The organism is Actinomycetospora sp. NBRC 106375 (assembly GCF_030269665.1).
Taxonomy (GTDB): Bacteria; Actinomycetota; Actinomycetes; order Mycobacteriales; family Pseudonocardiaceae; genus Actinomycetospora.
In genome coordinates, this window is sequence record NZ_BSTS01000007.1 from 1 (window position 1) to 25,200 (window position 25,200).

The following is a 25,200-nucleotide window of genomic DNA, read 5'->3' on the forward strand; positions in this document are numbered from 1 at the left end:
GCATGTCCGGGGCCAGCAGGAACCGCTGATCCCGATCCACCGGCCGATACCTCTTCGCCACCCCAAGATCCTCCCCCGATCCCGAGATCGACAGGCGAAGGCGCGCGATTTGGCAACAGGCTCCATCTGAGCGCCCTGGTCACCGAGACGGCGATCGTGGGGTGCCGCCGGAGCCGGCCACGCGTTCAGGGTGATCGTGGGGGCTTTCCTGACGCTGAGCGTCAGTGTGGACGCCAGGCTGAGACACCGGGTGCCTCATCCCGGGCACGCGTCTCGGCGTGTCGGCGAGGCGAGGGTGTGGCGATCCTGGCGTCACGCGCCAGGAAAGCCGCATTGCTCGAACACCCCGTGTTCGACGAGCACCCCGTGTTCGACGAGGAGGCACCCCGTGTGCGTCAGCCGCCGGCGACCGGGGTGCGGGGTGGGACGGGCGGGGTGCCGAGCCCGACCACGCGCAGGGCGCCCGGGGCGTCGGCGGGCACCACGGGAGCGTGCGGAGCCACGGGGGCGACGCGGCGGTACCCGGACCCGAGCGGCGGGCGCGGGTCGGGCTCGCCCTTGTTCGGCCAGAACGCCATCGCCCGCTCGGCCTGCGCGGTGATCGTCAGCGACGGGTTCACGCCGAGGTTCGCCGAGAGCGCCGAGCCGTCGACCACGTGCAGGCCCGGGTGCCCGTAGAGGCGCTGGTAGCCGTCGACGACGCCGTGCTCGGCGTCCGGGCCGATGGGGCAGCCGCCGATGAAGTGCGCGGTCATCGGCATGTTGACCGCCTCGCCCCAGGTGCCGCCGGGGTCGCCGTCGATCATCTCGGCCATGCGGCGCGTCGTCCGGTTCGCCGCCGGGATCCACGTCGGGTTGGGGGTGCCGTGGCCCTGGCGGGAGACGAGGCGCCCGAAACGCCGCCGCACCGTGATCGAGTTGTCGAGCGACTGCATGACCAGCGCGATCACCGTGCGCTCCGACCAGTGCCGCTTGTCCAGCGACCGCGCGAACGTGCGCGGGTGGCGGGCGATCGCGCCGAGGAGCCTGAGCAGGCGCGGCACCCGCCCGTCGCCGTCGGTCATCAGGGTCGTCAGCAGGCCCATCGCGTTCGACCCGTAGCCGTAGCGGCAGGGCTCGATGTGCGTGTCCTCGTCCGGGTGCCACGACGACGTGATCGCGACGCCGCGGGTGAAGTCGCGGGGCCCGCCGCGCTCGGGAGCACGCCGGGCCATCGCGCCGACCAGCGCCTCGGAGTTGGTGCGCGTGAGCTCCCCGAGCCGCCGTGAGACGCGGGGCAGCACGCCGGTGTCGCGCAGCCGGTGCAGCAGCGTCTGGGTGCCCCAGGTGCCCGCGGCGACGACGACCTGCTCGGCGGTGAACGTGGCGCGACCCCGGCCGCGCAGCGCCCGCGTCTCCACCACGTAGCCGGACGGGGACGGGCGGATCGTGCGCACCGACGTCTCCGGGTGCACGACGGCGCCGGCGCGCTCGGCGAGCGCGAGGTAGTTCGTCTCGAGGGTGTTCTTGGCGCCGTGCCGGCAGCCGGTCATGCACTCGCCGCACTCGAGGCACCCGGTCCGCTCGGGGCCGGCGCCGCCGAAGAACGGGTCCGGCGACGTCACGCCCGGCCCGGCGCCGAAGTACACGCCCACCTGCGTCGGCGCGACGGTGTCCTCCCGCCCCCACTCCCGGGCGACGTCGCGCATGACGACGTCCGACGGCGTCACCGACGGCTGGGTGACCACCCCGAGCATCCGGGTCGCCTGGTCGTAGAACGGGTCGAGCTCGTCGCGCCAGTCGGTCATCGACGCCCACTGCGGGTCGCGGTAGAACGCGTCGCTCTTCGGCCGGTAGAGCGTGTTCGCGTAGTTCAGCGACCCGCCGCCGACGCCCGCGCCGGCGAGCACCACGACGTCGCGCAGCACGTGGATGCGCTGGATGCCGTAGCAGCCCAGCCGCGGTGCCCACAGGAAGTTCCGGACGTCCCAGGACGTCGCCGGCAGGGTCTCCGGCGTGAACCGCCGCCCGGCCTCCAGGACCCCGACCCGGTAGCCCTTCTCCGCGAGCCGCAGCGCCGTGACGCTGCCGCCGAACCCCGATCCGACGACGAGGACGTCGTAGTGCGTCGACACGCAGAGAGGTTAACCCGCCGGTAGCTGTAACAACAGGTCACAGGTACATCGCGTCCCATCCCCCGGCAAGCAGGCGCATGACGACGTCGAACGCCGCCGCCGGGTCCGGGCGGCCCTCCGCGTGGACGTAGCCGTCGAGCACGAGACGCGCCAGCGCTGCGGCCGCCTCCGGGTCGGTGCCCGGCTCCTCGGCGATCGCCGCGGTGAGCGCCACCTCCTGCGACGCCCACATGGCCCGGTGCGCCTCGGCCACCGGACGGTTGCCGCGCACCAGGGCGAGGAAGCGCTCCATCCGCTCGCGCTCCGCCGGCTCCGCGGGGGGCGACAGCGCGCGCGACCGTCGCAGGTGCGCGTGCAGCGCCGCGACGAGCCCGGTGTCCGCCGGCCGGTCGCGCACCGCGGCGACCAGCGCCTCCTGTCGGGCCTGCGCCTCGTCGAAGACGAGCGCCGGCTTGCCGCCCGGGAAGTGGTTGAACAGCGTCGTGACCGACACGTCCGCGGCGGCGGCGATCTCGGCGACGGTCACGTCCTCGTAGCCGCGCGCGAGGAAGAGCTCCAGCGCCGCGTCGGCGAGCGCCCTGCGCGTCGCGGCTTTCTTGCGCTCGCGCCGCCCGACCACCGGTGTCACGGCGCTACTGTAACGCCTACAAAAGTTGAGCGACTTCAGTTATTGAGTGAGTACGCCTACGCTCACTGTCACCGACGAGAGGAGCACCGCCATGACCTCCCCACCCCGGATCGCCGTCGTCGGCGGCGGCCCCGGCGGGCTCACGCTCGCCCGGGTGCTGCAGCGGCACGGGATCGACCACGTCACCGTCCTCGAGCAGGAGGACTCCGCGACCGCCCGCGACCAGGGCCGTTCCCTGGACCTCCACGCCGGCTCCGGGCAGGACGCGCTGCACGCCGCCGGCCTCTACGACACGTGGGCCGCCCTGGCCCGGCCCGAGGACCAGGCCGGGCGCCGCCTCACCCCCGACGGCACCGTGCTGGCCGAGGAGCCGGCCGAGGGCTTCGCGAACCCCGAGATCGACCGGGGCCAGCTCCGCGGCCTGCTGCTCGACGCCCTCGCGCCCGGGACCGTCCGCTGGGGCACGCGGGTCGAGACGCTCACGCCCCGGCCGGACGGCTCCCACGAGCTGCGGGTGCAGGGTCCCGACGGCCCGGACGTGCTCGTCGCCGACCTCGTCGTCGGCGCCGACGGGGCCTGGTCCCGCGTCCGTCCGCTGCTCTGCGACGCCCGCCCGTCCTACACCGGCGTCACGTTCGTCGAGCTGTTCCACACCGACGTCGACCGCACGCGCCCCACCGTCGCGGCGCTGGCCGGACGCGGCAGCACGATGTGCTTCGACGGCGACCGCGGCCTCGCCACCCAGCGGCTCGCGGCCGGCAACCTCGGCGTCTACGTCTCCCTGCGCGTCGACGAGGCCTGGGTCGACGGCTTCCCGGCCGACGACCCGCCGGCCGCCCGCGCCGCCCTGCTCGCCTGGTTCGACGGCTGGGCGCCGGCCCTGCGCGACGTCGTGGCGCTCGCCGACGACGCGGTCGTCGCCCGCCGTCTGTACGCCCTGCCGGTCGGGCTCCGGTGGCCGACGCACCCGGGCGTGACGCTGCTCGGCGACGCCGCCCACCTCATGTCGCCGTTCGGCGGGCAGGGCGCCAACCTCGCCATGCTCGACGCCGCCGACCTCGCCGCCGCGATCCTGCACGACCCCGCCACCGCCACGGCCCGCTACGAGGCCGCCATGTGGCCGCGGGGCGCCGCCGCCGCGCACGGCGCCGCCGTCGGCCTCGCCACGGTCGGACGGGGCGACGAGGCCGACGACCCGCGCGACGCGTTCCTCGCCGCCCGGGAGCAGTACACCTAAGGGACCACGACGACCTTGCCGACCGCCCCGTTCTCCACCGCCTCGTGCGCGGCGACGACGTCGTCGAGCCCGTAGCGGGTGACCGGCAGCGGCGAGAGGGCGCCGCCGGCCGCGGCGGCGCTCACCCACGCCGTGGCGACCGCGAGCTCGGCGGACGGGACGCCGTAGAGCAGCACGTAGCTGATGGTCGCGTTGGCCACCATGAAGCGGCGGGTCGGGATCACCGGGTCGTCCGGCTCGTTGGCGTAGACCGCGATCACGGTGCCCGCCCCGGCGACGGCGAGGTCCAGCTCGAGGTTCGCGCCCAGGGCGACCTCGACGACGCGGTCGACGTGTCCCGCGAACTCGCGGACGCGGTCGACCGCCCCGTCCTCGCGGTAGTTGACGACGAGGTCGGCCCCCGCGGACCGGGCGAGCTCTGCCTTCTCCTCGGAGCTCACGGTGGTGACGACCCGGGCGCCGGCGTGCTTGGCCAGCTCGATCGCGTAGTGCCCGACCGCCCCCGCCCCGCCCGCGACCAGCACCGTCGCACCACGCAGCGCCTCCCGCCCCGCGCCGCGCACCAGCAGGCAGTGCGCCGCGGTCACCGCCGGCACGCCGAGGGAGGCGCCCAGGTCGTCGGACGCGTCGTCCGGGAGCGGCGCGACGCGCTCGGCGGGCAGCACCGAGTACTCCGCGGCCGTGCCGTACCGGTTGCCGAACGCCGCGAGCTGCAGCCACACGCGCCGGCCCGCCGACACCGCGTCCACGCCGGCGCCGACGGCGTCGACGACGCCGACACCGTCCTGGTGCGGGACCTGGAAGTCCTCCGGGTCGCGCCCGGTGAGCCCGGCGCGGGTCTTCCAGTCGGTCGGGTTCACCCCGGAGCCGGTGATGCGGACGCGGACCTCGCCCGGCCCGGGATCGGGGACGTCGATGTCGGCGACGGAGAGCACCTCGGCGGCCGGTCCGGTGCGGCGGTAGAGCGCAGCCTTCATGACGGCCAGGTGCCCCGGAACCGGGGCACTTATCCGGCACTCATCCGGCGGCCTCCCGCAGCTCCCGGAACGCCGCCGCGAGCGTCACCGGCGTCTGGTGGGCGTTGAGGCCGCTGGGGTTCGGCAGCACCCACAGGCCGGTCGGCCCGAGCGTGCGGTCCTGGCGTCCGGACGCGGCGCGACGCTCGCCGAACGCGACCCGGTAGGCACCGATCCCGACCACCGCGAGCCACGCCGGGCGGACGTCGGCCACGAGGGTCCGCAACCGCTCGCCGCCGGCCACCAGCTCGGTGTCGTCGAGCTCGTCGGCGCGGGCGGTGGCGCGCGGCGCGACGTTGGTCAGCCCCAGCCCGAGGGACCGCAGCTCGCCCTGCTCGGCGGGCGCGAGGCGGCGCGGGGTGAACCCGGACGCGTGCAGCGCGGGCCAGAACCGGTTGCCGGGGCGCGCGAAGTGGTGGCCGGTCGCCGCCGACACCAGCCCCGGGTTGATCCCGCAGAACAGCACCCGCAGCGGCGGGTCGTCCGGGCCGGGCAGGACGTCGGGCAGGAGGCGGGAGCGGGCGGCCTCGAGCTCTTCCGCGGTCGGCACCCCCGCAGTATCACCGCGGCACCTCGGTCACGAGGACGCGCGCCGAGCGCCGGGCCTGCACCGCGACGGCCTCCTCGATGCCCGCCCATTCGTTGCACAGCAGGAACAGCGACCGGCCGTCGGGCCCGCCGAGGGCGCACGCGAAGCAGGGCAGGTCGGTCTCGACTCGGTGGGTGATCTCGCCGCCGTCGAGCACGCGGACGCACGCCCCCGCGGGCGAGGCGGGGTCGCCGGTGAAGGTCCGCGTGTCCCCGGTCTGCGTCCAGATCCCGCCCTCGGCGTCGATCGCGATGCCGTCCGGCCCGAGGCCGTCCGCCCACACGCGGCGGCCGGTGAGGCTGCCGTCGTCGGCGATGTCGAACGCCGTGAGGCGCCCGGCCGTCGACTCCGCGACGACGAGGGTGGCGCCGTCCGGCGTGATCACCATGCCGTTGGGGAAGTGGATGTCCTCGGCGACCCGGCGCCAGGAGCCGTCCGGCGCGAGCAGGTCGATCCAGCCGGGATCGGGCCAGCCGCCGTCACCGAAGGCGCCGTCGAAGCCGTCGACGTAGACGTGCCCGGCCGGGTCGACCGCGATCTCGTTGGCGCCCTGCGCGCGCAGCGTGGTGAGGGTGCCGTCCGGCTCGTGGCGGGTGATCGCATCGCCGGTGGTGACCAGGCGGCCGTCGGGCAGCCAGGCGATCGACCAGCCCATCCGGGCCGGCCCGCTCGCCATGACCTCGGCGCGCCCGTCAGGGTCGACGGCAGGGTCCACGGCAAGGACCTCGCCGACGCCCCAGTGCGCGAACCACAGGCGGCCGTCGCGCCACCGCCCGGACTCGACCATGGCCAGGCCGTCGACCAGCGTGCGGGGGGTGGGCAGGTACTCGGTCATCGGGTGCTCCTCGTCGGTCGGGGTCGACCCCGCCACGAACGCCCCCGCGCCGATCGACACGGTCCACCGTCGATGTGACCGGGGTCATATCGACCGGCCGATCGCCGTCCCCATCGGCCGGATGCGTCCCCAGCCCGCCGGGACCCGGGATCCGGGACGCCGGAAGCCGCGTCGGAACCGGTGTGGACGAACAGGACGGGCCCGTCGTGCGGCCCGACGAGCTGCAGGAGGCCGGCGCGGCGTGCTCCGCGGCGGCGCTCGCCGTACCGGTCACCGCCCCGGCCGCGGCGGTGCGGGACATGGCGGTGCTGCCGGCGGGCCGCGCCGGGCCGGCGGCGGCCGGGCTCGCCGACCGGTGGGAGGCCGCGATCGCGCTGTGGTGTGCCGACCTCGTGGCTCACGGCGAGGCGCTGGGCGCCGCGGCCGCCGCCTACCGCACCGGGGACGAGGACGCGGCCGGCGACCTGACGGCCCTGGGGTCGCGGCCGTGACGGGCACGACCTCCGGGGCCACCGGGGCCACCGTGGCCACCGCGGCGATCGCGGCGACCCGGCTCCTCGCCGCCCGCCGGTCCCTCGCCGACGCCGGCGCGGTGCTCGACGGGCCGGTGCCCGGGTGGACCGGCCCGGCCGCCGCGGCGGCGACCGCGACCCGGGCGGTGCTCGCCGACCGGCACCGGGCGCTGGTCGCCGACGTCGACGGGGTGCTCGCCGCCCTCGGGGCGGCGGCGCTCGCCCTCGGCGCGGGGGTCGCGCCCGCGGCTGTGGACGCGGCGCTCGCGGCGGCGCTCGAGCGGGCCGGCCACGAGACGCCGACGCCGACGCCGACCCCGACCCTCACGACCGGCGGCAGCGGGCCGGACCCCGGTGCCGTGGCCCGGTGGTGGGCGGACCTCGACCCCGCGACCCGGGCGGTGCTCGAGCGCGACCGCCCCACCCTCGTCGGCGGCCTCGACGGGCTCCCGGCGCCGGCCCGCGACCGCGCGAACCGGGTCGTGCTCGCGGCGGCGCAGGAGCAGGCGCGCGGAGAGGAGACCGCCGCCCGCGACCGGCTGGCCCGGACGCGGAACCCGGTGGAGCTCGCGGAGGTCGGCTGGCAGCTCCACGAGGTGCGCGAGCGGCTCGCGCGGCTCGGGGCGGTGGCCGCGGCGCTCGACCGTCCGGGACGCGCGCTGCTGGACCTCGAGGTCGATCCGGACGGCCGTCCGGGCCAGGGTGTCCGCGCGGCCGTGGCGCGGGGCGACGTCGACACCGCCCGCGACGTCGCGGTGTTCACCCCGGGCTTCACCACGGGGGTCGGCGAGCTCCCGGCCCGCCTCGACGAGCTCGACGCCCTCGCGGACGCCGCGGGCCCGGGCACGGCGGCGGTGGCCTGGTACGGCTACGACGCGCCGCAGGCCGACGAGGTCGCCGACCCCGACCGGTCGGTGCTGGGACGGGCGCCGGCCACCGAGGGCGGGCACCGGCTGGCGTCGTTCCTCGACGGCCTGGACGCCGCCCGTCCCGGTGCCCAGCCCGACGCGCACGTCACGGCGATCGGGCACTCGTACGGCTCGGTGGTCACCGCGGCCGCCCTCGCACCGGGCGGCGCCGGGGGCGTCGACGACGTCGTCTACCTCGGCAGCCCGGGCGTCGGGCCGTCACCGGGGCGGCCGCCGGGCCACGCGTGGGTCGTCGAGGCGGCCGGCGACCCGACCGCCGACACGGGCTGGTTCGGGCCGGATCCGAACCGCATGCCCGGGGTCACCGGGCTCTCGGCCCGGGAGGTGGCCCTGCCCGACGGGCGGGTGCTCGCGGAGTCCCGGGGCCACCACGCCTACCTCACGCCGGGGACGACGAGCGCCGCGAACGTCGCCGCGGTCGTCGGGGGCCGACCGCAGGACACGGTGCTGGACCGGGGGGTCGACGCGGGGGACCGGTTGCGGCGCCTCGTGGGCGGGTGACCCACCGGTCCCGGACGCGCGAACGACCCGCCCCCGGTCCACTGGGGGACCGGGGACGGGTCGTGCCGACGAGGGGTGTCCGGCGGGACTAGTCCTTGCCGCCCGTGGCGGGCTTGTCGGACGAGACCGCACCGTTCGAGGTGGACCCGGAGACGGCGTCGGTCGCGGTGTGGGTCGGGATCTCCTGACCCGACGCGGCCGACGGCGAGACCGGCGGGGTCGACGTGGACCCGGAGGTCGTGGCCGGCTTCGGACGCGGTGCCGGCGGCGGCGGGGGCGGCAGCTCCGGCTCGCGGCGGGTCGCCACGACGGCGGCGCCGACACCGACGATCGCGGCCACCAAGAGCCACAGGCCCCAGCGGCGGCGCTTCTTCGGCTCCTCGGGCTCGATGCGGGCCGCGAGGTCCTTGCGCACCGAGGTCAGGCCGTCCTCGAGCGAGCCGCGCACGGTCTCGCCGAGCTCCTGGAGCTCCTTGCTCGAGGTCGGCACGGCCGACTTCTCGAGGCGCTTGCGCGCGTCCTTGGCGTAGACCTTGGCCTGCTTGCGGGCCTCCTTGGCGGCCTTGTTGGCGCGCTTGCGGGTCTCCGCGCGGGCCTCCTGGGCGCGCGCACGGGCCTCGGCCTGCGCCTCCTCGGCGCGCTGGCGGGCCTCGGCGCGCGCGTCGAGCACGCGCTGGCGGGCCTCGTCGGCCGCCTTCCGGACGTCCTTGCGGACCTCGGCGCGCTTCTTCGCGCCTTCCTTGCGGCGCTTCTCGCGCTCCTTGCGGGCCTGCGCCGCGGCCTTCTCGGCCTGCTTCTCGGCCTTCTTGCGGGCGCGCCGGCCCTCCTTGCGCAGATCGTCCAGGTCCTGCCTGGCCCCGATCACGGTCTTGCTGCTCAACGACTTCACCTCACTCGTCGGTGGGGCGGCCATGATGCCCCCGGCCCCTGGGGTGCAGGTGCCCGACCCGCCGGGGCGTCACACCCGCTACTCCATTCGAAGGTCCGCACCGTCCTAGTGGCACGATGGCCCGGTGACCACCGCCGACACCCCGACCGCCACGCTGCACACCTCGAACGGGGACATCAACCTCGTCCTGTTCCCGAACGAGGCGCCCACGACCGTCGCGAACTTCACGGGACTGGCGACCGGCGAGCAGTCCTACAGCGAGCCGAACGCCAAGGGCGGCAGCAGTGGACCCTTCTACGACGGCACCATCTTCCACCGTGTGATCGCGGGCTTCATGCTGCAGACCGGTGACCCGACGGGCACCGGCCGCGGCGGGCCCGGCTACAAGTTCGCCGACGAGTTCCACCCGGACCTGCGCTTCGACCGGCCCTACCTGCTCGCGATGGCGAACGCCGGGCCGGGCACCAACGGCTCGCAGTTCTTCATCACGGTCGCGCCCACGACCTGGCTCAACCGCAAGCACACGATCTTCGGTGAGGTGGCCGACCAGGCCTCCCGCGACGTCGTCGACGCCATCGCCGCGACCGCCACGGGCCCGGGCGACCGTCCCGTCCAGGACATCGTCATCACGTCGGTGTCGGTCGGCTCCTGACGCCGACCAGGGGGGCGACGTGACCGCCGCCGGGCCCGAGGCCGCGGCGACCTGCGTCCGGCACCCCGACCGCCCCACCGCCCTCGCCTGCACCCGGTGCGGGCGTCCCGCCTGTCCCGACTGCCTGCGCCCGGCGCCGGTCGGCGCCCACTGCGTCGACTGCGTCGCCGCGCAGAACCGGGCCGCCGGCGAGGTCCGGCGCCCGCGGGCCGCCGCGCGCCCCGGCGACCGGCCGGTCGTCACGATCACGCTCGTCGTCGTCAACCTCGCCGTCTTCGCGCTCACCGCCCTGTCCGCGGGCAGCGTGTGGGAGAACATCGCGTCACCGTGGGCGCAGGCCGGATGGCTCGTGCCCGCCGACGTGGCCGCCGGGCAGTGGTGGCGGCTCGTCACCGCCGGCTTCCTGCACATCGGCCCGCTGCACGTCGCGGTCAACATGTTCGCGCTGTGGGTGCTGGGGCGGGACCTCGAGCTGGTCCTCGGCCGGTGGCGGTTCTCGCTGCTCTACGCGGTGTCGCTGCTCGGCAGCTCGGCCGCGGTCGTGCTGTTCGGCGATCCCCTGCGGCCCGTCGCCGGCGCCTCCGGGGCGGTGTTCGGGCTGATGGGCGCGCTGCTCGTGGTGCTGCGCCGCCTGCAGCTCGACCAGGGCCCGGCGCTGCTGACGATCGGCATCAACGTCGTCCTGAGCTTCACGATCCCCGGCCTCTCGCTGCTCGGGCACCTCGGCGGGCTCGTGACCGGCGCCCTGGTGGCCGTCGCGCTGGTGCACGGGCCGGCCCGGTCACGGCCGGTCGCCGGGCTCCTCGCCGTCGGCGGGATCGCCGTGGTCCTGGTCGTCCTCGTCGCGGTCCGGGTCCTCGCGCTGTCCTGACGCGGGCGTCCGTGCGGCCCGGCCCGCGCGGGCCCGGTGTTCCTGGAGGGCCTCGGCGACCTCGACGGGGTCGGTGCCGAGCTCGAGGCGCCCGAGCACCAGCAGGCGCCCGTCGTCGGGCGCGTCCCCGTCGCGGGTCTCGACCTCGAGGTAGGCCGCCGGCACTCCGAGCCGGCGCATCCGCACGACCCGCACCGCGTCGACGTGGTCCCAGGGCCAGCGGCGGGTACCGGTGAGGCCGCGCAGCACGAGCCCGCCGGCGTCGACGCGCAACCGCGGGCGGGCGAACGCCCCCATCGCCGTCACCACGCCGACCGCCACCGCGGCGATGCCGACGAGCAGGCGCCCGGGCGGGTCGCCGACCGCGAGCGCCCAGGCTCCGAACCCGACCGTCCCCGCCAGGCCGAGCAGCACCGCGGGCCAGGGTGCGGCCCAGGCGGAAGCCCCGGCGTCCTCTGTCATCGCCGTCCGTCCACAGGGTCCGTCCACACCGGTGGACGAATGACACGCGTGTGGTTCAGCGCCACTTCATGGTCATCAGCAGGGACACCACGATGAGCCCGAACCCGATGAGGAAGTTCCACGGACCGAGGTCCTGCATGAACGGGATCGACTCGGAGGCGAGGTAGTTGACCACCAGCCAGGCGAGCCCGAGCAGGCCGACGCCGAGCATGATCCCGACGTAGACCGGGTGGGACGGCCCCGCGGCGGCGGGACCGGCCTTGGGCGGCGGCGTGTAGGCCGGCTTGCGGCGGACCTTGGACTTGGGCACGACGGCTCCGATCGGGCGGGACGACTCCCGCGCCAGCGTAGTCGACCGGTTCGATCACCCGGCCGTACGCTCGGGGGATGCGCGTCCTGGTCGTCGACAACTACGACAGCTTCGTCTACAACCTCGTCCAGTACCTCGCGCAGCTGGGCGCGGAGCCGGTGGTGCTCCGCAACGACGCCGAGGGCGTGGTCGACCTCGTCGACGAGGTCGACGGCGTGCTCGTCAGCCCCGGTCCCGGGACGCCGGACGACGCCGGGTCGAGCCTCGAGGTGATCCGGCGCTGTGCCGCCGCCGCGCGGCCGATGCTCGGGGTGTGCCTGGGCCACCAGGCCCTCGGGGCGGCCCACGGTGGCGTCGTGGAGCGGGCGCCGGAGCTGCGCCACGGCAAGACCTCGCTCGTGCACCACGAGGGCGTCGGCGTGCTCGCCGGCCTGCGCACCCCGTTCACGGCCACCCGCTACCACTCGCTGACCGTCCGGCCCGACACGCTGCCCGACGTCCTCGAGCCGACCGGCTGGACCGACGACGGCGTGCTCATGGCCATGCGTCACCGGGAGCTCCCGCTCGAGGGCGTGCAGTTCCACCCCGAGTCGGTGCTCACCGAGGACGGCCACCGCCTGCTCGCGACGTGGATGGGCGCGTGCGGCCACCCGGTCGACGACGCGGTCGTCCGCGACCTCACCGAGGGCCTGCGGGCCCTGGCGCTCGCGGCGGCACCCCCGGCCTGACGGACCTCACCCGCCGCCGAAGAGCCCGCCGCCGTCGTCGCCGCCGCCTCCGCCACCGAAGGCGCCGACGACGACCTGGATGGTGTCGTTGCGCCCGGCCTGGCTCCCCGCACTCGGGTTCTGCGAGAGGATCTTCCCGACCTGGGACGCGTCGGTGACCTGCTGCGAGGTCTGCGCGATCGATCCCGTGAACCCGGCCTGCGAGAGCTGCTGGGCCGCCTGTGACGGCGTCTGGCCGACCACCGAGGGCACCGAGAGCTGGTTGCCCCGCGAGACCTGCAGCGTCACCGACGAGTTGCGCGGCACCGTGGAGCCCGCACCCGGCGAGGTGTCGACGACGGTGCCCGCGGACTGTCCGCCGTCGACCTCCGTCGTGGTGACCCGCAGGCCGACGCCCTCGAGCGTCGTGGTGGCCGTCTGGCGGTCCTGGCCGACGACGTCGGGCACGCGCAGCGTCTCGCGCTGGCGCCCGATGGTCAGCAGCACCGGCGTGCCGGGCGCGATGAAGCCGCCGGCCGCGGGGTCCTGGGACAGCACGCGGCCGACCTGGTTGGCGTCGTCGACCTCGCGCTGCTGGGGCACCGGAGCCAGGGTCAGCCCGAGGCGCTGCACGGTCGCCTGCGCCTCGTTCGCGGTCTGCCCGGACAGGTCGGGCACCTGGACGGGATCGGGCCCCCGACCGACCCGCAGCTCGACGACGCTGCCCGGTTGGACCTCGAGGCCCTCCGACGGGTTGGTGGTGACGACCTGCCCGACCTGCTGCGGGGTGGACGCGACGGGCACCACCGTCGGGCGCAGCCCGGCGGTCGACATCGACTGCAGCGCCGCGGCCTGCGGCTGGCCGACGACGGTCGGTACGGCCACGGTGTTGGCCGACGGGGAGAACAGGAAGTACACGCCGGCGAGGGCGGCGAGCAGCGCGAGCACGGCGACGACCGCGATGGTGCGGCGGCGCGAGCGCTTGCGGCGGGCCTCGTTCTGCTCGGCCTGCCACGCCGTGAAGTCCTCGACCTCGGCGAAGCCGTCGGTGGCCGGGGCCGGGTACGCAGCCGGGTGGCCCCCGGTCATGTACTCGGTGCGCTCGTCAGGGGTCATCACCATCGGCGCGCCGGGCTGCTCGCCGCACAGGACGCGATAGAGGTCCTCCCGCATCTCGTCGGCGGTCTGGTACCGGTTCGACGGGTTCTTGGCCAGCGCCTTGAGCGTGATCGCGTCGAGGTCCAGCGACACCCGCGGGTTGATCTCCGACGGGGCCGGCGGGTCCTCCCGCACGTGCTGGTAGGCGATCGCCACCGGCGAGTCGCCGGTGAAGGGCGGGCGGCCGGTGAGCAGCTCGAAGAGCACGCACCCGGTCGAGTAGACGTCGGAACGGGCGTCGACCGACTCGCCGCGGGCCTGCTCCGGCGAGAGGTACTGCGCGGTCCCGATCACCGCGGCGGTCTGGGTGACCGCCGGCTGGGCGTCGGAGAGCGCGCGGGCGATGCCGAAGTCCATCACCTTGACCGCGCCGGCCGGGGTGATCATGACGTTCGCGGGCTTGACGTCGCGGTGGATGATCCCGTGGCGGTGGGAGAAGTCGAGCGCGGCGCAGACGTCGGCGAGGACCTCGCAGACCCGGTAGGGCTCCATCGGGCCCTCGGTCTTGACGATGTCGCGCAGCGTCCGGCCCGCCACGTACTCCATGACGATGTAGGGCAACGGGACGTCGTCGGTGGGCGTCTCGCCGGTGTCGTAGACCGCGACGATCGCCGGGTGGTTCAGGGCCGCGGCGTTCTGGGCCTCGCGCCGGAACCGCACCTGGAACTGCGGGTCGCGCGCGAGGTCGGCGCGCAGCACCTTGATGGCCACGTCACGACCCAGGCGCACGTCGCGCCCGCCGTGCACCTCCGACATCCCGCCGTAGCCGAGGGCGGGCCCGAGCTCGTAGCGGTCGGACAGGAGTCGTGGGGTGGTCATCCTCAGAACTCCTGACAGGTCACGGTGACGGTCTCCCCGCGGGGGACCTCACCGCTCGGGGAGACGGAGAGGACGCGACAGGCCGAGTCGTCGTTCGGGGTGCCGCCCAGCACCGTCTTCACCTCGGGGTCGAGGCCGAGCTGGCGCAGCCCCGCGGCGGCGGTCTGCGCGGACCGTCCGAGGTACTCGACCTGGTTCACCGAGACCGTGTTGCCGGACGCGGTGCTCGAGGTCGTGCGCGAGCTGCGCGTCGTGGTCGGGCTGGGCGTCGTGGTGGTGGACGACGCGGTGGTGGTCGGCGCCGGCGGCGGCGCGGAGGTCTCCGCGGAGTTGACGACCCAGAGCACGCCGGCGAGCAGCAGGAGCGCGACCACGGCGAGGGCCGCGACCGTGCCCCACGGCCCGCGACGCCGCGGCTCCTCCGGGCGCGACGCCCAGCGGTCGGGCCGCTCCGCACCGCGCGGCGGGGAGGTCTCGCGCATCGCGGGCGCGACGCGCGTGGCCGGGTTGACGCGCTCGGTCGGCGCCATCGCCTGGCCGGGCAGGGGCAGCGGGTCGCCCCGCCGCACGGCCGCGACGGCCTGGGCGAACTCCCCGCCCGTGGCGTAGCGCTGGCGCGGGTCCTTCGCGAGCGTCGCCTCGATGAGCTGGCGCACCACCGGCGGGACGTCGTTCGGCAGCGGCGGCAGCGGGTCGCGGATGTGCATCATCGCGACCGTCACCGCGTTCTCGGACAGGAACGGGCGGCGCCCCGCGAGGCACTCGTAGCCGACGACGCCCAGCGAGTAGACGTCCGAGGCGGGCCCGGCGTCGCCGCCGCCCGCCTGCTCGGGCGCGATGTAGTGGGCCGTGCCCATGACCATGCCCGAGCGCGTCACCGGCGCCGCGTCGATGGCCTTGGCGATGCCGAAGTCGGTGATCTTCACCTGGTTCGTCGGCGTCACCAGGATGTTGCCCGGCTTGACGTCGCGGTGGATCAGCCCGCGCTCGTGCGCGGCCTCGAGGGCGTGGCCGCACTGCTCGAGGATGTCGAGCGTGTAGTCGACCCCGAGACGCCCGTGCACCGCCAGGATCTGGGCGAGCGGCTCGCCGCGGACGAGCTCCATGACCAGGTATGCCGTGGGCACCTGGACGGTGCCGTTGGCGGTGGCCCACTCGGTGGTGGTCTCGCCGTAGTCGTGGACCGCGGTGATGCCGGCGTTGGACAGCGAGCCGGCCGTGCGCGCCTCGGTGCGGAAGCGGTGCAGGAACTCGGGGTCGCCGGTGAGCTCCGCTTTGAGGATCTTCACGGCGACGGTCCGGCCGAGGCGCGAGTCCTCGGCCTCCCAGACCTCGCCCATGCCGCCGACGGCGATCCGCCGCCCGAGCCGGTAGCGGTCGCCGATGAGGGAGCCGGTCGTCGGTGCCATCAGCCGTTGTTCCCCAGGGCGGCGGCGATGACGGCGCGGCCGACCGGCGAGGCCACCGAGCCACCGGTGGCCTCCTCGCCGCGGTTGCCGCCGCGCTCGACGATGACCGACACGGCGATCTGCGGGTTCGGCACGGGGCCGAACGCGTCGTACCAGGTGTGCGGCGGGTTGGTCTTCGGCGAGGCGCCCCACTCGGCCGTGCCGGTCTTGGAGGCGATCTGCACGCCGGGGATCCTGCCCTGGCCCGACCCATTGTTCTCCGACCCGATCATCAGCTGCGTCAGCGTGTCGGCGGTCGACTGCGAGAAGGCCCGCTGCAGGCGGTCGGGCTCGGTGGACTCGACGGTCGAGAGATCCTGGCCCTGGATCTGCGACACGGTGGTCGGGGTCATCGGCACACCCCCGTTCGCGACCGTCGCGGTGATCATGGCGTTCTGCAGCGGGGTGAGCCGCACGTCGCGCTGCCCGATGCCGGACTGGGCGACCGAGGCGCCGTCGGCCATCGGCCCGGTCTCCGACGCCTCGACCGGCATCGGCACGGTCAGCCCGGGATTCCCGAAGCCGAGCGAGGTGGCCATGGCCCGCAGGCGGTCGGCCCCGACCTGCACGGCGAGCTGGGCGAACGGCCCGTTGCAGGACTTCGCGAACGCGGTCGCGAACGGCACGGTGGCCCCGGGCCCGCACGGCTTGCCGTCGTAGTTCTCCAGCGTCGTCGTGCTGTCCGGCAGCGTGATCCGCGGCGCGGCGGTGACCGGGCTGTTCGGCTGGATCATGCCCGCCTCGAGCGCCGCCGCGGTGTTCACGATCTTGAACGTGGAGCCGGGCGGGTAGGTCTCGCTGGTCGCGCGGTTGGTCAGCGTCGGGGGATCGTCCTCCGAGAGCTGGTTCCAGGTGTTCTGCTGGACCGTGCCCGAGTGGCTGGCCAGCGGGTTCGGGTCGTACGACGGCGTCGAGACCATCGCCAGGATCTCGCCGGTCTGCGGGCGGATCGCGACGACCGAGCCCTGGTAGCCCCGCGAGGTCATCGCGTCGTACGCCGCGCGCTGCACGCGGGGGTCGATGCTCAGGACGACGTTGCCGCCGGCCGGGTCGCGCCCGGTGACGGCGTCGGAGATCCGCCGCACGAACAGGCGGTCGTCGGTGCCGTTGAGCACCGGGTCCATGGCGCGCTCCATGCCGCCCGCGCCGTAGATCTGGGAGTAGTAGCCGGTCACGGGCGCGTAGAGCGGCCCGTCGGTGTACTGGCGCAGGTAGCGCAGCCGGTCGCCGGGGTCGGGGCTCTGCACGCTCTGCGCGAGCACCTCGCCGCCGGCCGAGATCTGGCCGCGCTGGCGGGCGTACTCGTCCAGCAGGACACGGGCGTTCCGGGGGTCCGCGCGGTACTCGTCGGCCTTGACGACCTGGATCCAGGTGGCCTGCCCCAGCAGGAGCAGCACCAGCACCATGACCGCGAGGGAGACCCGTCGCAGCGGGGTGTTCACTCTCCTCGGGTCCTTCCTCGTGGGGAGCGGTCGGCGGGGGCGCCGGGACCGCCGGCACCGGCTTCCTGGTGCCCGTGCCCGTGCGGCGGGGTGCGCACCTGGTCGCGGGACACCATCTCGGTGCTGGCCTCGGCGAGCGGCGCGAGGGGCGCCTGCTGCCCTCCGCCTCCGGGCGCGGCCCCGGGCCTGCGGTCGGGGGCCGGCTGCCGGGCGGCGTTCGACACGCGCAGGACGATCGCGACCAGGGCGTAGTTGGCGACCAGCGACGACCCGCCGTAGGACACGAACGGCGCCGTGATGCCGGTGTTCGGGATGAGGTTGATGACGCCGCCGACGACGACGAACACCTGCCAGGCGATCGCGAACCCGAGGCCCGCGGCGAGCAGCTTGCCGAAGGTGTCGCGGACGGCCAGCGCGCTGCGCATGGCCCGCGTGGCGAGCACGCAGTAGATCAGCAGCAGCGCCGCGATCCCGACGAGCCCGAGCTCCTCGCCGAGGGAGGTGAAGATGAAGTCGGTGCTCGCGAACGGGACGAGCTCGGGGCGCCCGGCGCCGAGCCCGGTGCCGCCCATCCCGCCCGTGGCGAGGCCGAAGATCCCCTGGCTGACCTGGAAGCCGCGGCCGTTGTAGTCGGCGAAGGGGTCGAGCCACACCGAGACGCGGATCTGGACGCGGTCGACGAAGGTCCACGCCGCGAAGGCGCCGGCCCCGAAGATCGTCAGGCCGATGATCACCCACGAGATGCGCTCGGTGGCGACGTAGAGCATCACCAGCACGATCCCGAAGAACATCAGCGAGGTGCCGAGGTCGGACTCGAAGACCAGGACGGCCATCGCGACGCCCCAGGCCACGAGCAGCGGGCCGAGGTCGCGGGGCCGGGGGAAGGTCATGCCGAGGAAGTGCTTGCCCGCGCTGGTGAACAGGTCGCGCTTGACCACCAGGAACGAGGCGAAGAAGACGACGAACAGGATCTTCGCGAACTCGCCGGGCTGGATGCTGGCGGGCCCGAGCTTGATCCAGATGCGGGCGCCGTTGACCTCGGAGAGCGAGGCCGGCAGCACCGCGGGCAGCGCCAGCAGCACGAGCCCGACGAACCCGGCGGTGTAGCCGTAGCGGGCGAGCGTGCGGTGGTCGGGGACGAGCCACAGGACACCGACGAAGAAGACGATGCCGATGGCCGTCCAGCCGACCTGGCGCAGCGCCTCCTGGGCGGGCTCCTCGTTGCCGAGGCTCGCCGCTCGGGCGATCTTCGCGAGGTCGACCCGGTGGATCATCACCAGCCCGATGCCGTTGAGCAGCGCCGCGAGGGGCAGCACGAGCGGGTCGGCGTACGGGGCGAACCTGCGCACCGCGAGGTGCGCGAGCGCGAGGATGGCCATGTAGGCCGCGCCGAGGTAGAGCAGCGCCCAGGTGAGCTCCTGCTCCTGGTTGGCCTCGACGAGCACGAGCGCGCCGGTGGTGATCACGGCGGCGAAGCCGAGGAGGGCGAGCTCGACGCCGCGGCGGGTGGACACGGCCGCCGCGACCGCCGGCCGCAGGGCCGTGCGGTCGGCCGGACGCTCGTAGCCGGGGCTGCCCGGCGTGCCGGACCGAGCGCCGGGAGCGGTCGGGCGCGCCATCAGGGGACCCGGCAGTCCCGGCCCGGGACCTGCTCTGGGGTCGGCGTGGCGACGGGGGCCTGGCCCGCGACACCGGGCGTGCCCGGTGCGGCCGTCGCCGCGGGCGCCCCGGCCGGGGGCACGGTGCCGGGCACGGCTCCGGGGACGGCGCCGGGCACGGTGCCCGGGGCGGCCGCGGGCACGCACACCGGCAGCATCTGCTGGGTGCGCAGCCGGTTGACCGTCTCCTGGGCGCGCGGGAGGTCCTCGACCCGGATGCCGTCGCCGGCGAGCTGCTGGCGGGCGGTCGGGGTGAGGTCCGCGACGCGGACACCGGAGTCCTCCGCGACGCTCTGCAGCGAGACGCCGAGGAACGTGCCGGGCACGCCCTGGTAGATCACCACGGTGTCGTCGTCGCCGGCCACGTAGTACTGGCCGCTGACGTAGATGGTGGCCGCGAGCACGGCGATCCCGGCAATCGCGACGACGGCGAGCGCGACGAGGGCCAGGCGCAGGCGGGCACGCTTGGGGCCGCGGCGGCGTCCGGAGTCCGACGAGGCCACCGGCGTGGGGCGGGACTCGGGCTCGCTGCGGGTCAGCGTCGCGGCGGAGGCGCGCGCGGCCGCGGAGTCGCCGGGCGGCGGGTCGGCGCGGCCGTCGCCCGCGGCACCGCCGTAGATCGGGTCGTGCTCGCCGAAGTCGACGTCGACGACGTCGGCCACGATGCAGGTGACGTTGTCCGGTCCGCCGCCCTTGAGCGCGAGCTCGATGAGGCGGTCCGAGCAGTCCTGCGGGTCGGGGATGGTGAGCGCCTCGGCGAGGGTCTCGGCGCTGACGACGCCGGACAGGCCGTCGGAGCACAGCAGGTACCGGTCGCCGGAGCGGGCCTCGCGCACGGTCAGGGCCGGCTCGACGTCGTGACCGGTGAGCGCGCGCAGCAGCAGCGAGCGCTGGGGATGGCTCGCGGCCTCGTCCTCGGTGATGCGGCCCTCGTCGATCAGCGACTGCACGAACGTGTCGTCGCGCGTGATCTGGGTGAGGACGCCGTCGCGGAACAGGTAGGCCCGGGAGTCGCCGACGTGGACCATGCCCAGCCGGCTGCCGGCGAAGAGCACCGCGGTCAGCGTGGTGCCCATCCCGTCGAGGTCGGGCTCCTCGGCCACGAGCTCGGTGATCGCGTCGTTGCCCTGCGCGGTGGCCTCGGCGAGCTCGCCCAGGAGGTCGTCACCGGGCTCGTCGTCGTCGAGCGGCACGAGCGCGGCGATGACGAGCTTCGAGGCCACCTCGCCGGCGGCGTGTCCGCCCATGCCGTCGGCGAGGGCGAGCAGACGCGGGCCCGCGTAGACCGAGTCCTGGTTGTTCTGCCGTACCAGGCCCCGGTCGCTGCGAGCGGAATAGCGCAGCACCAGGGTCACGGGTCGATCCTGCACGGAAGGGGATGGGGGATCGTCACCCGGGTCCGGATGGGAGCGGCGCCCGGCAGCTGGAGATCTCCTGCCGGCGCGTGCAGCCGCTCGTGTGGCGTCCCGGGAGTCATGTGCGGAGCTCGATGACCGTTTTGCCGATCCGGATGGGGGTGCCCACCGGGACCCGGGTGGGCCCGGAGACCTTGTTGCGGTCGAGGTACGTGCCGTTGGTCGATCCGAGGTCCTCGACGTACCAGTCGTCGCCCGACTGGGAGATCCTGGCGTGCCGTGTCGACGCGTAGTCGTCGTCGAGCACCAGCGTCGAGTCGTCCGCCCGCCCGATCATGATCGGGCGGCCGTCCAGGGCGATGCGCGTGCCCGCGAGGGCACCGGCGGTCACGATCAGGGCCCGCGGGCCCGACCGTCCGCCGCCGCGGGCCGGCTTGGACGTACCCCCACCACGGGAGGGACGTCGTCCACCGGGCGCCGCGGCCCGCAGACCCGATGCCGCGTAGAGGTCGCTGCGGACGACCCGCAACGCGGCGAGGACGAACAGCCACAGGAGGGCCAGGAAGCCGGCCCTCGTGATCTGGAGGACGAGTTCGGGCACGCCTACGGGCCTTCGGGCCTCAGCCCTGCGCCCGGAACAGCAGCGCGGAGTGGCCGACCCGGATGGTGTCGCCGTCGGCGAGCTGCCAGGTCTGCACGGGGGTGCCGTTGACGGTGGTGCCGTTGGTCGACCCGAGGTCGGACAGGGTGGCCTGCTGGCCGTCCCAGTTGATCTCGAGGTGACGGCGGGAGACGCCGGTGTCGGCGAGGCGGAACTGCGCGTCCTGCCCGCGGCCGATGACGTTCGAGCCGTTGACCAGCTGGTACGAGCGGTTCGAGCCGTCGTCCAGCGTCAGCGAGGCGGTGAGCTGGCGGGTCTGCACGCCGCCGTAGCCCTGCTGGCCGTACTGGTCGTAGCCGCCCTGCTGGGCGTACGGGTCGTAGCCGCCCTGGCCGTACTGGCCGCCGTAGCCCTGCTGGCCGTAGGGGTCGTAGCCCTGCTGCTGCCCGTAGCCCTGGGGCTGGCCGTACTGGTCGTACCCGGGCTGGCCGTAGCCCTGCTGCGGGTAGCCCTGCTGGCCGTAGGGGTCGTAGCCCTGCTGCTGCCCGTAGCCCTGGGGCTGGCCGTACTGGTCGTACCCGGGCTGGCCGTAGCCCTGCTGCGGGTAGCCCTGCTGCGGGTAGCCCTGCTGGCCGTACGGGTCCTGCTGGGCGTACGGGTCGTAGCCGCCCTGCTGGGGGTAGCCGCCCTGCTGCGGGTAGCCACCCTGGGGCTGGCCGTACTGGTCGTAGCCGGGCTGGCCGTAGCCCTGCTGAGGGTAGCCCTGCTGCGGGTAGCCCTGCTGCCCGTAGGGGTCCTGCTGGCCGTAGCCGTCGCGACCCTGCTGGTCGTCCGGGTAGCGGCCGGGTGCCTGACTCATGGCGTGTTCTCCTGCGGATCGGGGGCTCGCGGCCCGTCGCCGCGACGCGTCGGGGTCGACGGACGACCTGGTGCGGAACTGTCCCGTGTGCAGCGCGTCGGAACGCTCCAGAGAGACTACGACCTCACCGTATGTTTCCCACCCGCCCTCTGTGAGGTGCTCCTCCACGACCTCGATCAGCGAGTGGGTGATGGTCTCCTCGTCGCCGGCCAAGCGTTCGTGGTCTGCGGGACTGAGCACCACCGTGTACTGATTGGGCGCCAGGCGGCGCCCACCTGCCAACTCTCGCACGCCGTCCTCCGCCTCACGGCGAAGACCCTGCGCGATCTCCTGCGGAACGACCTTGCCACCGAACACGCGTGCGAAGGCGTCACCCACCAGTCCCTCGAGCTTGCGCTCGAAGCGCTGTGCGCGCCCCACCCGCGATCCCTCCTCGTCCGACACCTCGCGCGGCCGTCCCGGCTCTGCTGCCCACTCCGGAGTGTCGCCACACCGAACCGGCGGGTTCGATGGTATCGGTCGCCGCATCCCGGGCGCCGACCTCCTTCGGAGTGGCCGGATCCGCCCGTGCTAGCGTTCCGCACCGATCACTTCAGGGCGAGTGGCGGAATGGCAGACGCGCACGGTTCAGGTCCGTGTATCCGAAAGGATGTGGGGGTTCAACTCCCCCCTCGCCCACCAGCACACCCCAGCGATCCACAGGGCCCCGGTCGTGACCCACGTCCGGGGCCTTTCTCATATCCACCCGGGAGAGGACTGGGCTCGATGCACGACGCACGCCTCCTGCTGGAGCTCGGTGACGAGGCGGAGCGCCGCCTCGCCCGCCGCGGTTACGAGCTCGACCTCGCGGGCCTGGAGGCGATGTCGTCGCGGCGGTCGGCGGCGATCGGGGCGGTCGACGAGCTGCGCGCGGAGTCCAAGCGGGCGGCGGCCGAGGTCGGGAAGGCGGCGAAGTCCGGTGCCGCGACCGCCGAGGTCGACGCGCTCAAGGAGCGCGCCCGGGAGCTCAAGGACCGCATCCGCGCGGCGGAGGAGGAGGTCGACGCCGCGGAGACCGCGCTGCGCGACCTGCTGCTGACGATCCCGAACCTGCCCTCCGACGCCGCGCCCGACGGTGACTCCGACGCCGACGCCGTCGAGGTCCGCCGCGTCGGGGAGCCCCCGGCTCTCGGCTTCGCCCCCCGCGACCACGTCGAGATCGGCGAGGCCATGGGCATCCTCGACCTCGGGCGGGCCGCCAAGCTCTCGGGTGCGCGCTTCAGCATCGCCCGGGGACCGGGCGCGGTGCTCGAGCGGGCGATCGCGTCCTTCTTCCTCGCGCTGCACACCGGGCGCCACGGCTACACCGAGTTCTCCGTGCCGTACCTCGTCACCGCGCCGACCATGACCGGCACCGGGCAGCTGCCGAAGTTCGAGGAGGACCTCTTCCGGACCGGGACGGGCGACCGGGACCTCTACCTCATCCCGACCGCCGAGGTGCCGCTCACGGCGCTGCACGCCGACGAGATCCTCGAGACCGAGAGCCTGCCGCGGGCCTACACGTCGTGGACGCCGTGCTTCCGCTCGGAGGCCGGCTCCTACGGCCGTGACACGCGGGGCATCCTGCGGCTGCACCAGTTCTCCAAGGTGGAGCTCGTGCGGGTGTGCGCGGCGGAGGACTCGCCGGCCGAGCTCGAGACGATGCTCGGGCACGCCGAGGCCTGCCTGCGGGAGCTGGGCCTGGCCTATCGCGTCGTGCGGCTCGCCGCGGGGGACATGGGGTTCAACGCCCAGCTCACCTACGACGTCGAGGTCTGGCTGCCGAGCCAGGACACCTTCCGCGAGATCTCGTCGTGCTCCGACTGCGGCACCTTCCAGGCACGCCGCTCCGGGATCCGCAGTAAGGACGCCCAGGGCACGCGGGGGCAGGTGGCGACGCTCAACGGGTCGGGCCTGCCGATCGGTCGCACGATGGCCGCGATCCTCGAGCAGCGCCAGGCCGAGGACGGGTCGGTGACGCTGCCCGAGGTCCTCGTGCCCTACACCGGGTTCCGGCGGATCCTCGCCGACGGCACGACGGAGTAGCCGCTACCGCCTGATCGCGGCCAGCTGGTGGGCGTGGCCGACGAGGCGGTCGTCGGCGTCCCACACCCGGCAGGTCTCGTGCATGCGGTCGGCGCCGGCGCGCTCGACCCACTGCACGACGCGCAGCGGGCCGGGCGCCGGGTCGGCCACGACGTGCGCCGAGAGCGACATCGTGGGCGACCAGCCGGACAGGCCCATGTCGAAGGTCGCCGGCGGCAGGATGTCGAGCGCGACCAGCAGGCCGTCCGCGGTCCAGGGCTCGCCGGTGTCCAGGGCGGCCCACCCGGCGATGCGACCCTCGCCCGACGGGCTGCCCCGCAGGAACCCCGCGGTGCGCGGGTCGAGGCGGGTGTCCACCGCGTCCATGATCGGGAGGGAGCCGCGCCCGTCCTCGTCGGAGCCCGACGGGCTGCGGGGGCAGTCCTCGCGGGGTGTGAGCTCGGGCGGTCCGGGCTGCCGGTCGTCGCCCGACGGTGTCGCGGGCGGGCCCAGCACGCAGGCCGTCTCGACCGTCGGCCCGTCCTGGTCGAGCAGCACGCGCACCTGGGACACGCCGCGGCCCAGGCGCAGCACCGTGACCTCGAGGGTCGCCGGGCCGGGCTCGGGCGCCCGCAGGAACGTCCCGGTGACCGCCTGCGGGCAGGTGTGGTCGGGACGCTCCGCCGCGATCGCCGTCCGCGCCGCGTGGGCGGTCACGGCCAGCAGGTACCCGCCGTGGAGCTTGGGGCCGATGGACCACTGCTCGTCGAGCAGGACGTCGAAGCGGCCGGGGTCGTCGGTGGGCTCGGCGCGCAGGGCCTTCTCGAGCTCAGCCACGGGCGGCGCCGCTGGTCCGGTCCGACCTCACGACTGCGGTGGGCGCGGCCAGTCGGCGGAGTCGCCGCTGCCCGAGCTCGACGGCGGCGTGGTCGGCGGGGTCGTGGGCGGCGTCGGCGGTGTGGTGGGCGGGGTCGGTGGCGGGGTCGATGCCGCCGGGGTGGTCGGCGTGGTCGGCCGGTCGCCGGGCGGCGTCGTGGTCGGCGGGCCGACGGGGCCGGTGGTCGCGTCCGCACCGGCGGTCGGGTCGCCCGCGGCCGCGCCGGGGGCCTGCGGCTCGCCGGTGCCCTGCTTGCCGACCCAGCCGACGCCCTCGCCGACCTTCGCCTCGGCCTTGCCGATCTGCTCGGAGTACTTGCCGCCGGTCTTCTCGTCGACCCAGCGGGCCGCCTTGCCGATCGAGCCGAGGATCGAGTCCTCGTTGTCCGACACCTTCTTGCTGACGGTGTCGCGCAGGTCGTTGACGAACTGCTTGCCCTGCTGCGCGTAGTCGTCGCGGCTCATGGGTCCTCCACGTGACCAGGGGTCGAATCGGCACCGTACCCTCGTCGGCACGGGGTCCACACCCGTCCGAGATCGGGGAGGTCCGTCGTCGGCCTCCGGCGCGTCAGCTCCGCTTCGCTGCGTGCCGCAGGGGTCGGCCTCCGGCGCGTCAGCTCCCCTCCGCTGCGCGCCGCTGTCGCCGAGGGTGGTCCGTGGGGCAGGGTGGCCGTCGGTCGCGCCGGGCG

The 25,200-nt window shown here is 74.8% G+C and carries 24 protein-coding genes and 1 tRNA gene; 8 read left to right on the forward strand and 17 right to left on the reverse strand.

What is annotated here, in order from left to right:
• Nucleotides 1-395: 395 nt before the first annotated feature.
• Nucleotides 396-2,114, reverse strand: a complete 1,719-nt coding sequence (locus QSK03_RS13005) for a GMC oxidoreductase (RefSeq protein WP_285652457.1) — start codon at nt 2,112-2,114, stop codon at nt 396-398.
• Nucleotides 2,115-2,151: 37 nt separating this feature from the next.
• Nucleotides 2,152-2,742: a TetR/AcrR family transcriptional regulator gene (locus QSK03_RS13010; protein WP_285652459.1), complete on the reverse strand. Its 591-nt coding sequence runs from the start codon at nt 2,740-2,742 to the stop codon at nt 2,152-2,154.
• Nucleotides 2,743-2,833: 91 nt separating this feature from the next.
• On the opposite strand from QSK03_RS13010, the gene QSK03_RS13015 reads away from it, so the two are divergent.
• Nucleotides 2,834-3,979, forward strand: coding sequence for an FAD-dependent oxidoreductase (locus QSK03_RS13015; protein ID WP_285652460.1), 1,146 nt, complete (start codon nt 2,834-2,836; stop codon nt 3,977-3,979).
• Here QSK03_RS13015 and QSK03_RS13020 read toward each other — a convergent pair.
• From QSK03_RS13020 to QSK03_RS13030, 3 genes are read right to left on the reverse strand one after another with little or no spacing between them, the layout of a single operon-like run.
• Nucleotides 3,976-4,956 (reverse strand): NADPH:quinone reductase, encoded by a 981-nt coding sequence (locus QSK03_RS13020; protein ID WP_285652462.1) that lies wholly within the window; start codon nt 4,954-4,956, stop codon nt 3,976-3,978. The two genes, QSK03_RS13015 and QSK03_RS13020, sit on opposite strands and share 4 nt — an antisense overlap.
• 40 nt (nt 4,957-4,996) lie before the next feature.
• Complete coding sequence (gene mug / locus QSK03_RS13025; protein ID WP_285652465.1) at nt 4,997-5,545, reverse strand: G/U mismatch-specific DNA glycosylase; 549 nt, start codon at nt 5,543-5,545, stop codon at nt 4,997-4,999.
• A gap of 10 nt (nt 5,546-5,555) precedes the next feature.
• Nucleotides 5,556-6,479, reverse strand: coding sequence for an SMP-30/gluconolactonase/LRE family protein (locus tag QSK03_RS13030; protein WP_285652467.1), 924 nt, complete (start codon nt 6,477-6,479; stop codon nt 5,556-5,558).
• A 122-nt stretch (nt 6,480-6,601) separates the two neighbouring features.
• On the opposite strand from QSK03_RS13030, the gene QSK03_RS13035 reads away from it, so the two are divergent.
• Nucleotides 6,602-6,910 (forward strand): hypothetical protein, encoded by a 309-nt coding sequence (locus QSK03_RS13035; RefSeq protein ID WP_285652469.1) that lies wholly within the window; start codon nt 6,602-6,604, stop codon nt 6,908-6,910.
• The gene (locus QSK03_RS13040) at nt 6,907-8,361 is read left to right on the forward strand and encodes an alpha/beta hydrolase (protein ID WP_285652472.1); all 1,455 of its coding nucleotides are present in this window, start codon (nt 6,907-6,909) and stop codon (nt 8,359-8,361) included. Before QSK03_RS13035 ends, QSK03_RS13040 begins: the two co-directional genes overlap by 4 nt.
• A gap of 88 nt (nt 8,362-8,449) precedes the next feature.
• Here QSK03_RS13040 and QSK03_RS13045 read toward each other — a convergent pair whose 3' ends face one another.
• Nucleotides 8,450-9,241 (reverse strand): hypothetical protein, encoded by a 792-nt coding sequence (locus tag QSK03_RS13045; RefSeq protein ID WP_285652475.1) that lies wholly within the window; start codon nt 9,239-9,241, stop codon nt 8,450-8,452.
• A gap of 133 nt (nt 9,242-9,374) precedes the next feature.
• Between QSK03_RS13045 and QSK03_RS13050 the strand changes: the two genes are divergently transcribed.
• Both QSK03_RS13050 and QSK03_RS13055 read left to right on the forward strand, forming a co-directional pair.
• Nucleotides 9,375-9,902 (forward strand): peptidylprolyl isomerase, encoded by a 528-nt coding sequence (locus QSK03_RS13050; protein ID WP_285652478.1) that lies wholly within the window; start codon nt 9,375-9,377, stop codon nt 9,900-9,902.
• Nucleotides 9,903-9,921: 19 nt separating this feature from the next.
• A complete protein-coding gene (locus QSK03_RS13055; RefSeq protein WP_285652481.1) occupies nt 9,922-10,773 on the forward strand; it encodes a rhomboid family intramembrane serine protease in 852 nt (283 codons plus the stop codon).
• On the opposite strand, the gene QSK03_RS13060 is transcribed toward QSK03_RS13055, so the two are convergent.
• Nucleotides 10,684-11,235, reverse strand: a complete 552-nt coding sequence (locus QSK03_RS13060) for a PH domain-containing protein (RefSeq protein WP_285652482.1) — start codon at nt 11,233-11,235, stop codon at nt 10,684-10,686. The genes QSK03_RS13055 and QSK03_RS13060 overlap by 90 nt on opposite strands.
• Nucleotides 11,236-11,290: 55 nt before the next feature.
• Nucleotides 11,291-11,545, reverse strand: coding sequence for a cell division protein CrgA (gene crgA, locus QSK03_RS13065; RefSeq protein ID WP_285652484.1), 255 nt, complete (start codon nt 11,543-11,545; stop codon nt 11,291-11,293).
• Between the two features lie 77 nt (nt 11,546-11,622).
• On the opposite strand from crgA, the gene QSK03_RS13070 reads away from it, so the two are divergent.
• Nucleotides 11,623-12,273, forward strand: a complete 651-nt coding sequence (locus QSK03_RS13070; protein ID WP_285652487.1) for an aminodeoxychorismate/anthranilate synthase component II — start codon at nt 11,623-11,625, stop codon at nt 12,271-12,273.
• Nucleotides 12,274-12,279: 6 nt separating this feature from the next.
• Here QSK03_RS13070 and pknB read toward each other — a convergent pair whose 3' ends face one another.
• The 7 genes from pknB to QSK03_RS13105 all read right to left on the reverse strand — a co-directional run bounded on the left by pknB (nt 12,280) and on the right by QSK03_RS13105 (nt 22,012).
• Nucleotides 12,280-14,229: a Stk1 family PASTA domain-containing Ser/Thr kinase gene (gene pknB / locus QSK03_RS13075; protein WP_285652489.1), complete on the reverse strand. Its 1,950-nt coding sequence runs from the start codon at nt 14,227-14,229 to the stop codon at nt 12,280-12,282.
• 2 nt (nt 14,230-14,231) lie between these two features.
• On the reverse strand, nt 14,232-15,638 hold the full coding sequence (locus tag QSK03_RS13080) for a protein kinase domain-containing protein (protein ID WP_285652492.1): 1,407 nt from the start codon (nt 15,636-15,638) through the stop codon (nt 14,232-14,234).
• Nucleotides 15,638-17,119 (reverse strand): peptidoglycan D,D-transpeptidase FtsI family protein, encoded by a 1,482-nt coding sequence (locus tag QSK03_RS13085; RefSeq protein WP_285652495.1) that lies wholly within the window; start codon nt 17,117-17,119, stop codon nt 15,638-15,640. The genes QSK03_RS13080 and QSK03_RS13085 overlap by 1 nt, the downstream gene beginning before the upstream one ends.
• Nucleotides 17,116-18,738, reverse strand: a complete 1,623-nt coding sequence (locus tag QSK03_RS13090) for an FtsW/RodA/SpoVE family cell cycle protein (protein ID WP_285652498.1) — start codon at nt 18,736-18,738, stop codon at nt 17,116-17,118. The genes QSK03_RS13085 and QSK03_RS13090 overlap by 4 nt, the downstream gene beginning before the upstream one ends.
• Complete coding sequence (locus tag QSK03_RS13095) at nt 18,738-20,132, reverse strand: PP2C family protein-serine/threonine phosphatase (RefSeq protein ID WP_285652501.1); 1,395 nt, start codon at nt 20,130-20,132, stop codon at nt 18,738-18,740. Before QSK03_RS13095 ends, QSK03_RS13090 begins: the two co-directional genes overlap by 1 nt.
• Before the next feature lie 118 nt (nt 20,133-20,250).
• A complete protein-coding gene (locus QSK03_RS13100; RefSeq protein WP_285652504.1) occupies nt 20,251-20,733 on the reverse strand; it encodes an FHA domain-containing protein FhaB/FipA in 483 nt (160 codons plus the stop codon).
• A gap of 19 nt (nt 20,734-20,752) precedes the next feature.
• Nucleotides 20,753-22,012 carry an FHA domain-containing protein gene (locus QSK03_RS13105; protein WP_285652506.1) on the reverse strand — a complete coding sequence of 420 codons (1,260 nt, stop codon included), beginning with the start codon at nt 22,010-22,012 and terminating at the stop codon, nt 20,753-20,755.
• Nucleotides 22,013-22,187: 175 nt separating this feature from the next.
• On the opposite strand from QSK03_RS13105, the gene QSK03_RS13110 reads away from it, so the two are divergent.
• A tRNA-Leu gene (locus QSK03_RS13110) sits at nt 22,188-22,273 on the forward strand.
• An 84-nt stretch (nt 22,274-22,357) separates the two neighbouring features.
• On the forward strand, nt 22,358-23,656 hold the full coding sequence (gene serS / locus QSK03_RS13115) for a serine--tRNA ligase (RefSeq protein WP_285652509.1): 1,299 nt from the start codon (nt 22,358-22,360) through the stop codon (nt 23,654-23,656).
• Between the two features lie 3 nt (nt 23,657-23,659).
• Here serS and QSK03_RS13120 read toward each other — a convergent pair whose 3' ends face one another.
• Nucleotides 23,660-24,472: a thioesterase family protein gene (locus QSK03_RS13120; protein WP_285652512.1), complete on the reverse strand. Its 813-nt coding sequence runs from the start codon at nt 24,470-24,472 to the stop codon at nt 23,660-23,662.
• A gap of 27 nt (nt 24,473-24,499) precedes the next feature.
• Nucleotides 24,500-24,976: an antitoxin gene (locus QSK03_RS13125; RefSeq protein WP_285652515.1), complete on the reverse strand. Its 477-nt coding sequence runs from the start codon at nt 24,974-24,976 to the stop codon at nt 24,500-24,502.
• Nucleotides 24,977-25,200: the final 224 nt, after the last annotated feature.

What these genes read in the sequence shown, in the direction of transcription:
- QSK03_RS13020 (WP_285652462.1), bottom strand. Translation starts at nt 4,956, where the DNA reads ATGAAGGCTGCGCTCTACCGCCGCACCGGACCGGCCGCCGAGGTGCTC.
- QSK03_RS13125 (WP_285652515.1), bottom strand. Translation starts at nt 24,976, where the DNA reads ATGAGCCGCGACGACTACGCGCAGCAGGGCAAGCAGTTCGTCAACGAC.
- pknB (WP_285652489.1), bottom strand. Translation starts at nt 14,229, where the DNA reads ATGACCACCCCACGACTCCTGTCCGACCGCTACGAGCTCGGGCCCGCC.
- serS (WP_285652509.1), top strand. Translation starts at nt 22,358, where the DNA reads ATGCACGACGCACGCCTCCTGCTGGAGCTCGGTGACGAGGCGGAGCGC.
- QSK03_RS13090 (WP_285652498.1), bottom strand. Translation starts at nt 18,738, where the DNA reads ATGGCGCGCCCGACCGCTCCCGGCGCTCGGTCCGGCACGCCGGGCAGC.
- QSK03_RS13015 (WP_285652460.1), top strand. Translation starts at nt 2,834, where the DNA reads ATGACCTCCCCACCCCGGATCGCCGTCGTCGGCGGCGGCCCCGGCGGG.
- QSK03_RS13070 (WP_285652487.1), top strand. Translation starts at nt 11,623, where the DNA reads ATGCGCGTCCTGGTCGTCGACAACTACGACAGCTTCGTCTACAACCTC.
- QSK03_RS13080 (WP_285652492.1), bottom strand. Translation starts at nt 15,638, where the DNA reads ATGGCACCGACGACCGGCTCCCTCATCGGCGACCGCTACCGGCTCGGG.
- QSK03_RS13060 (WP_285652482.1), bottom strand. Translation starts at nt 11,235, where the DNA reads ATGACAGAGGACGCCGGGGCTTCCGCCTGGGCCGCACCCTGGCCCGCG.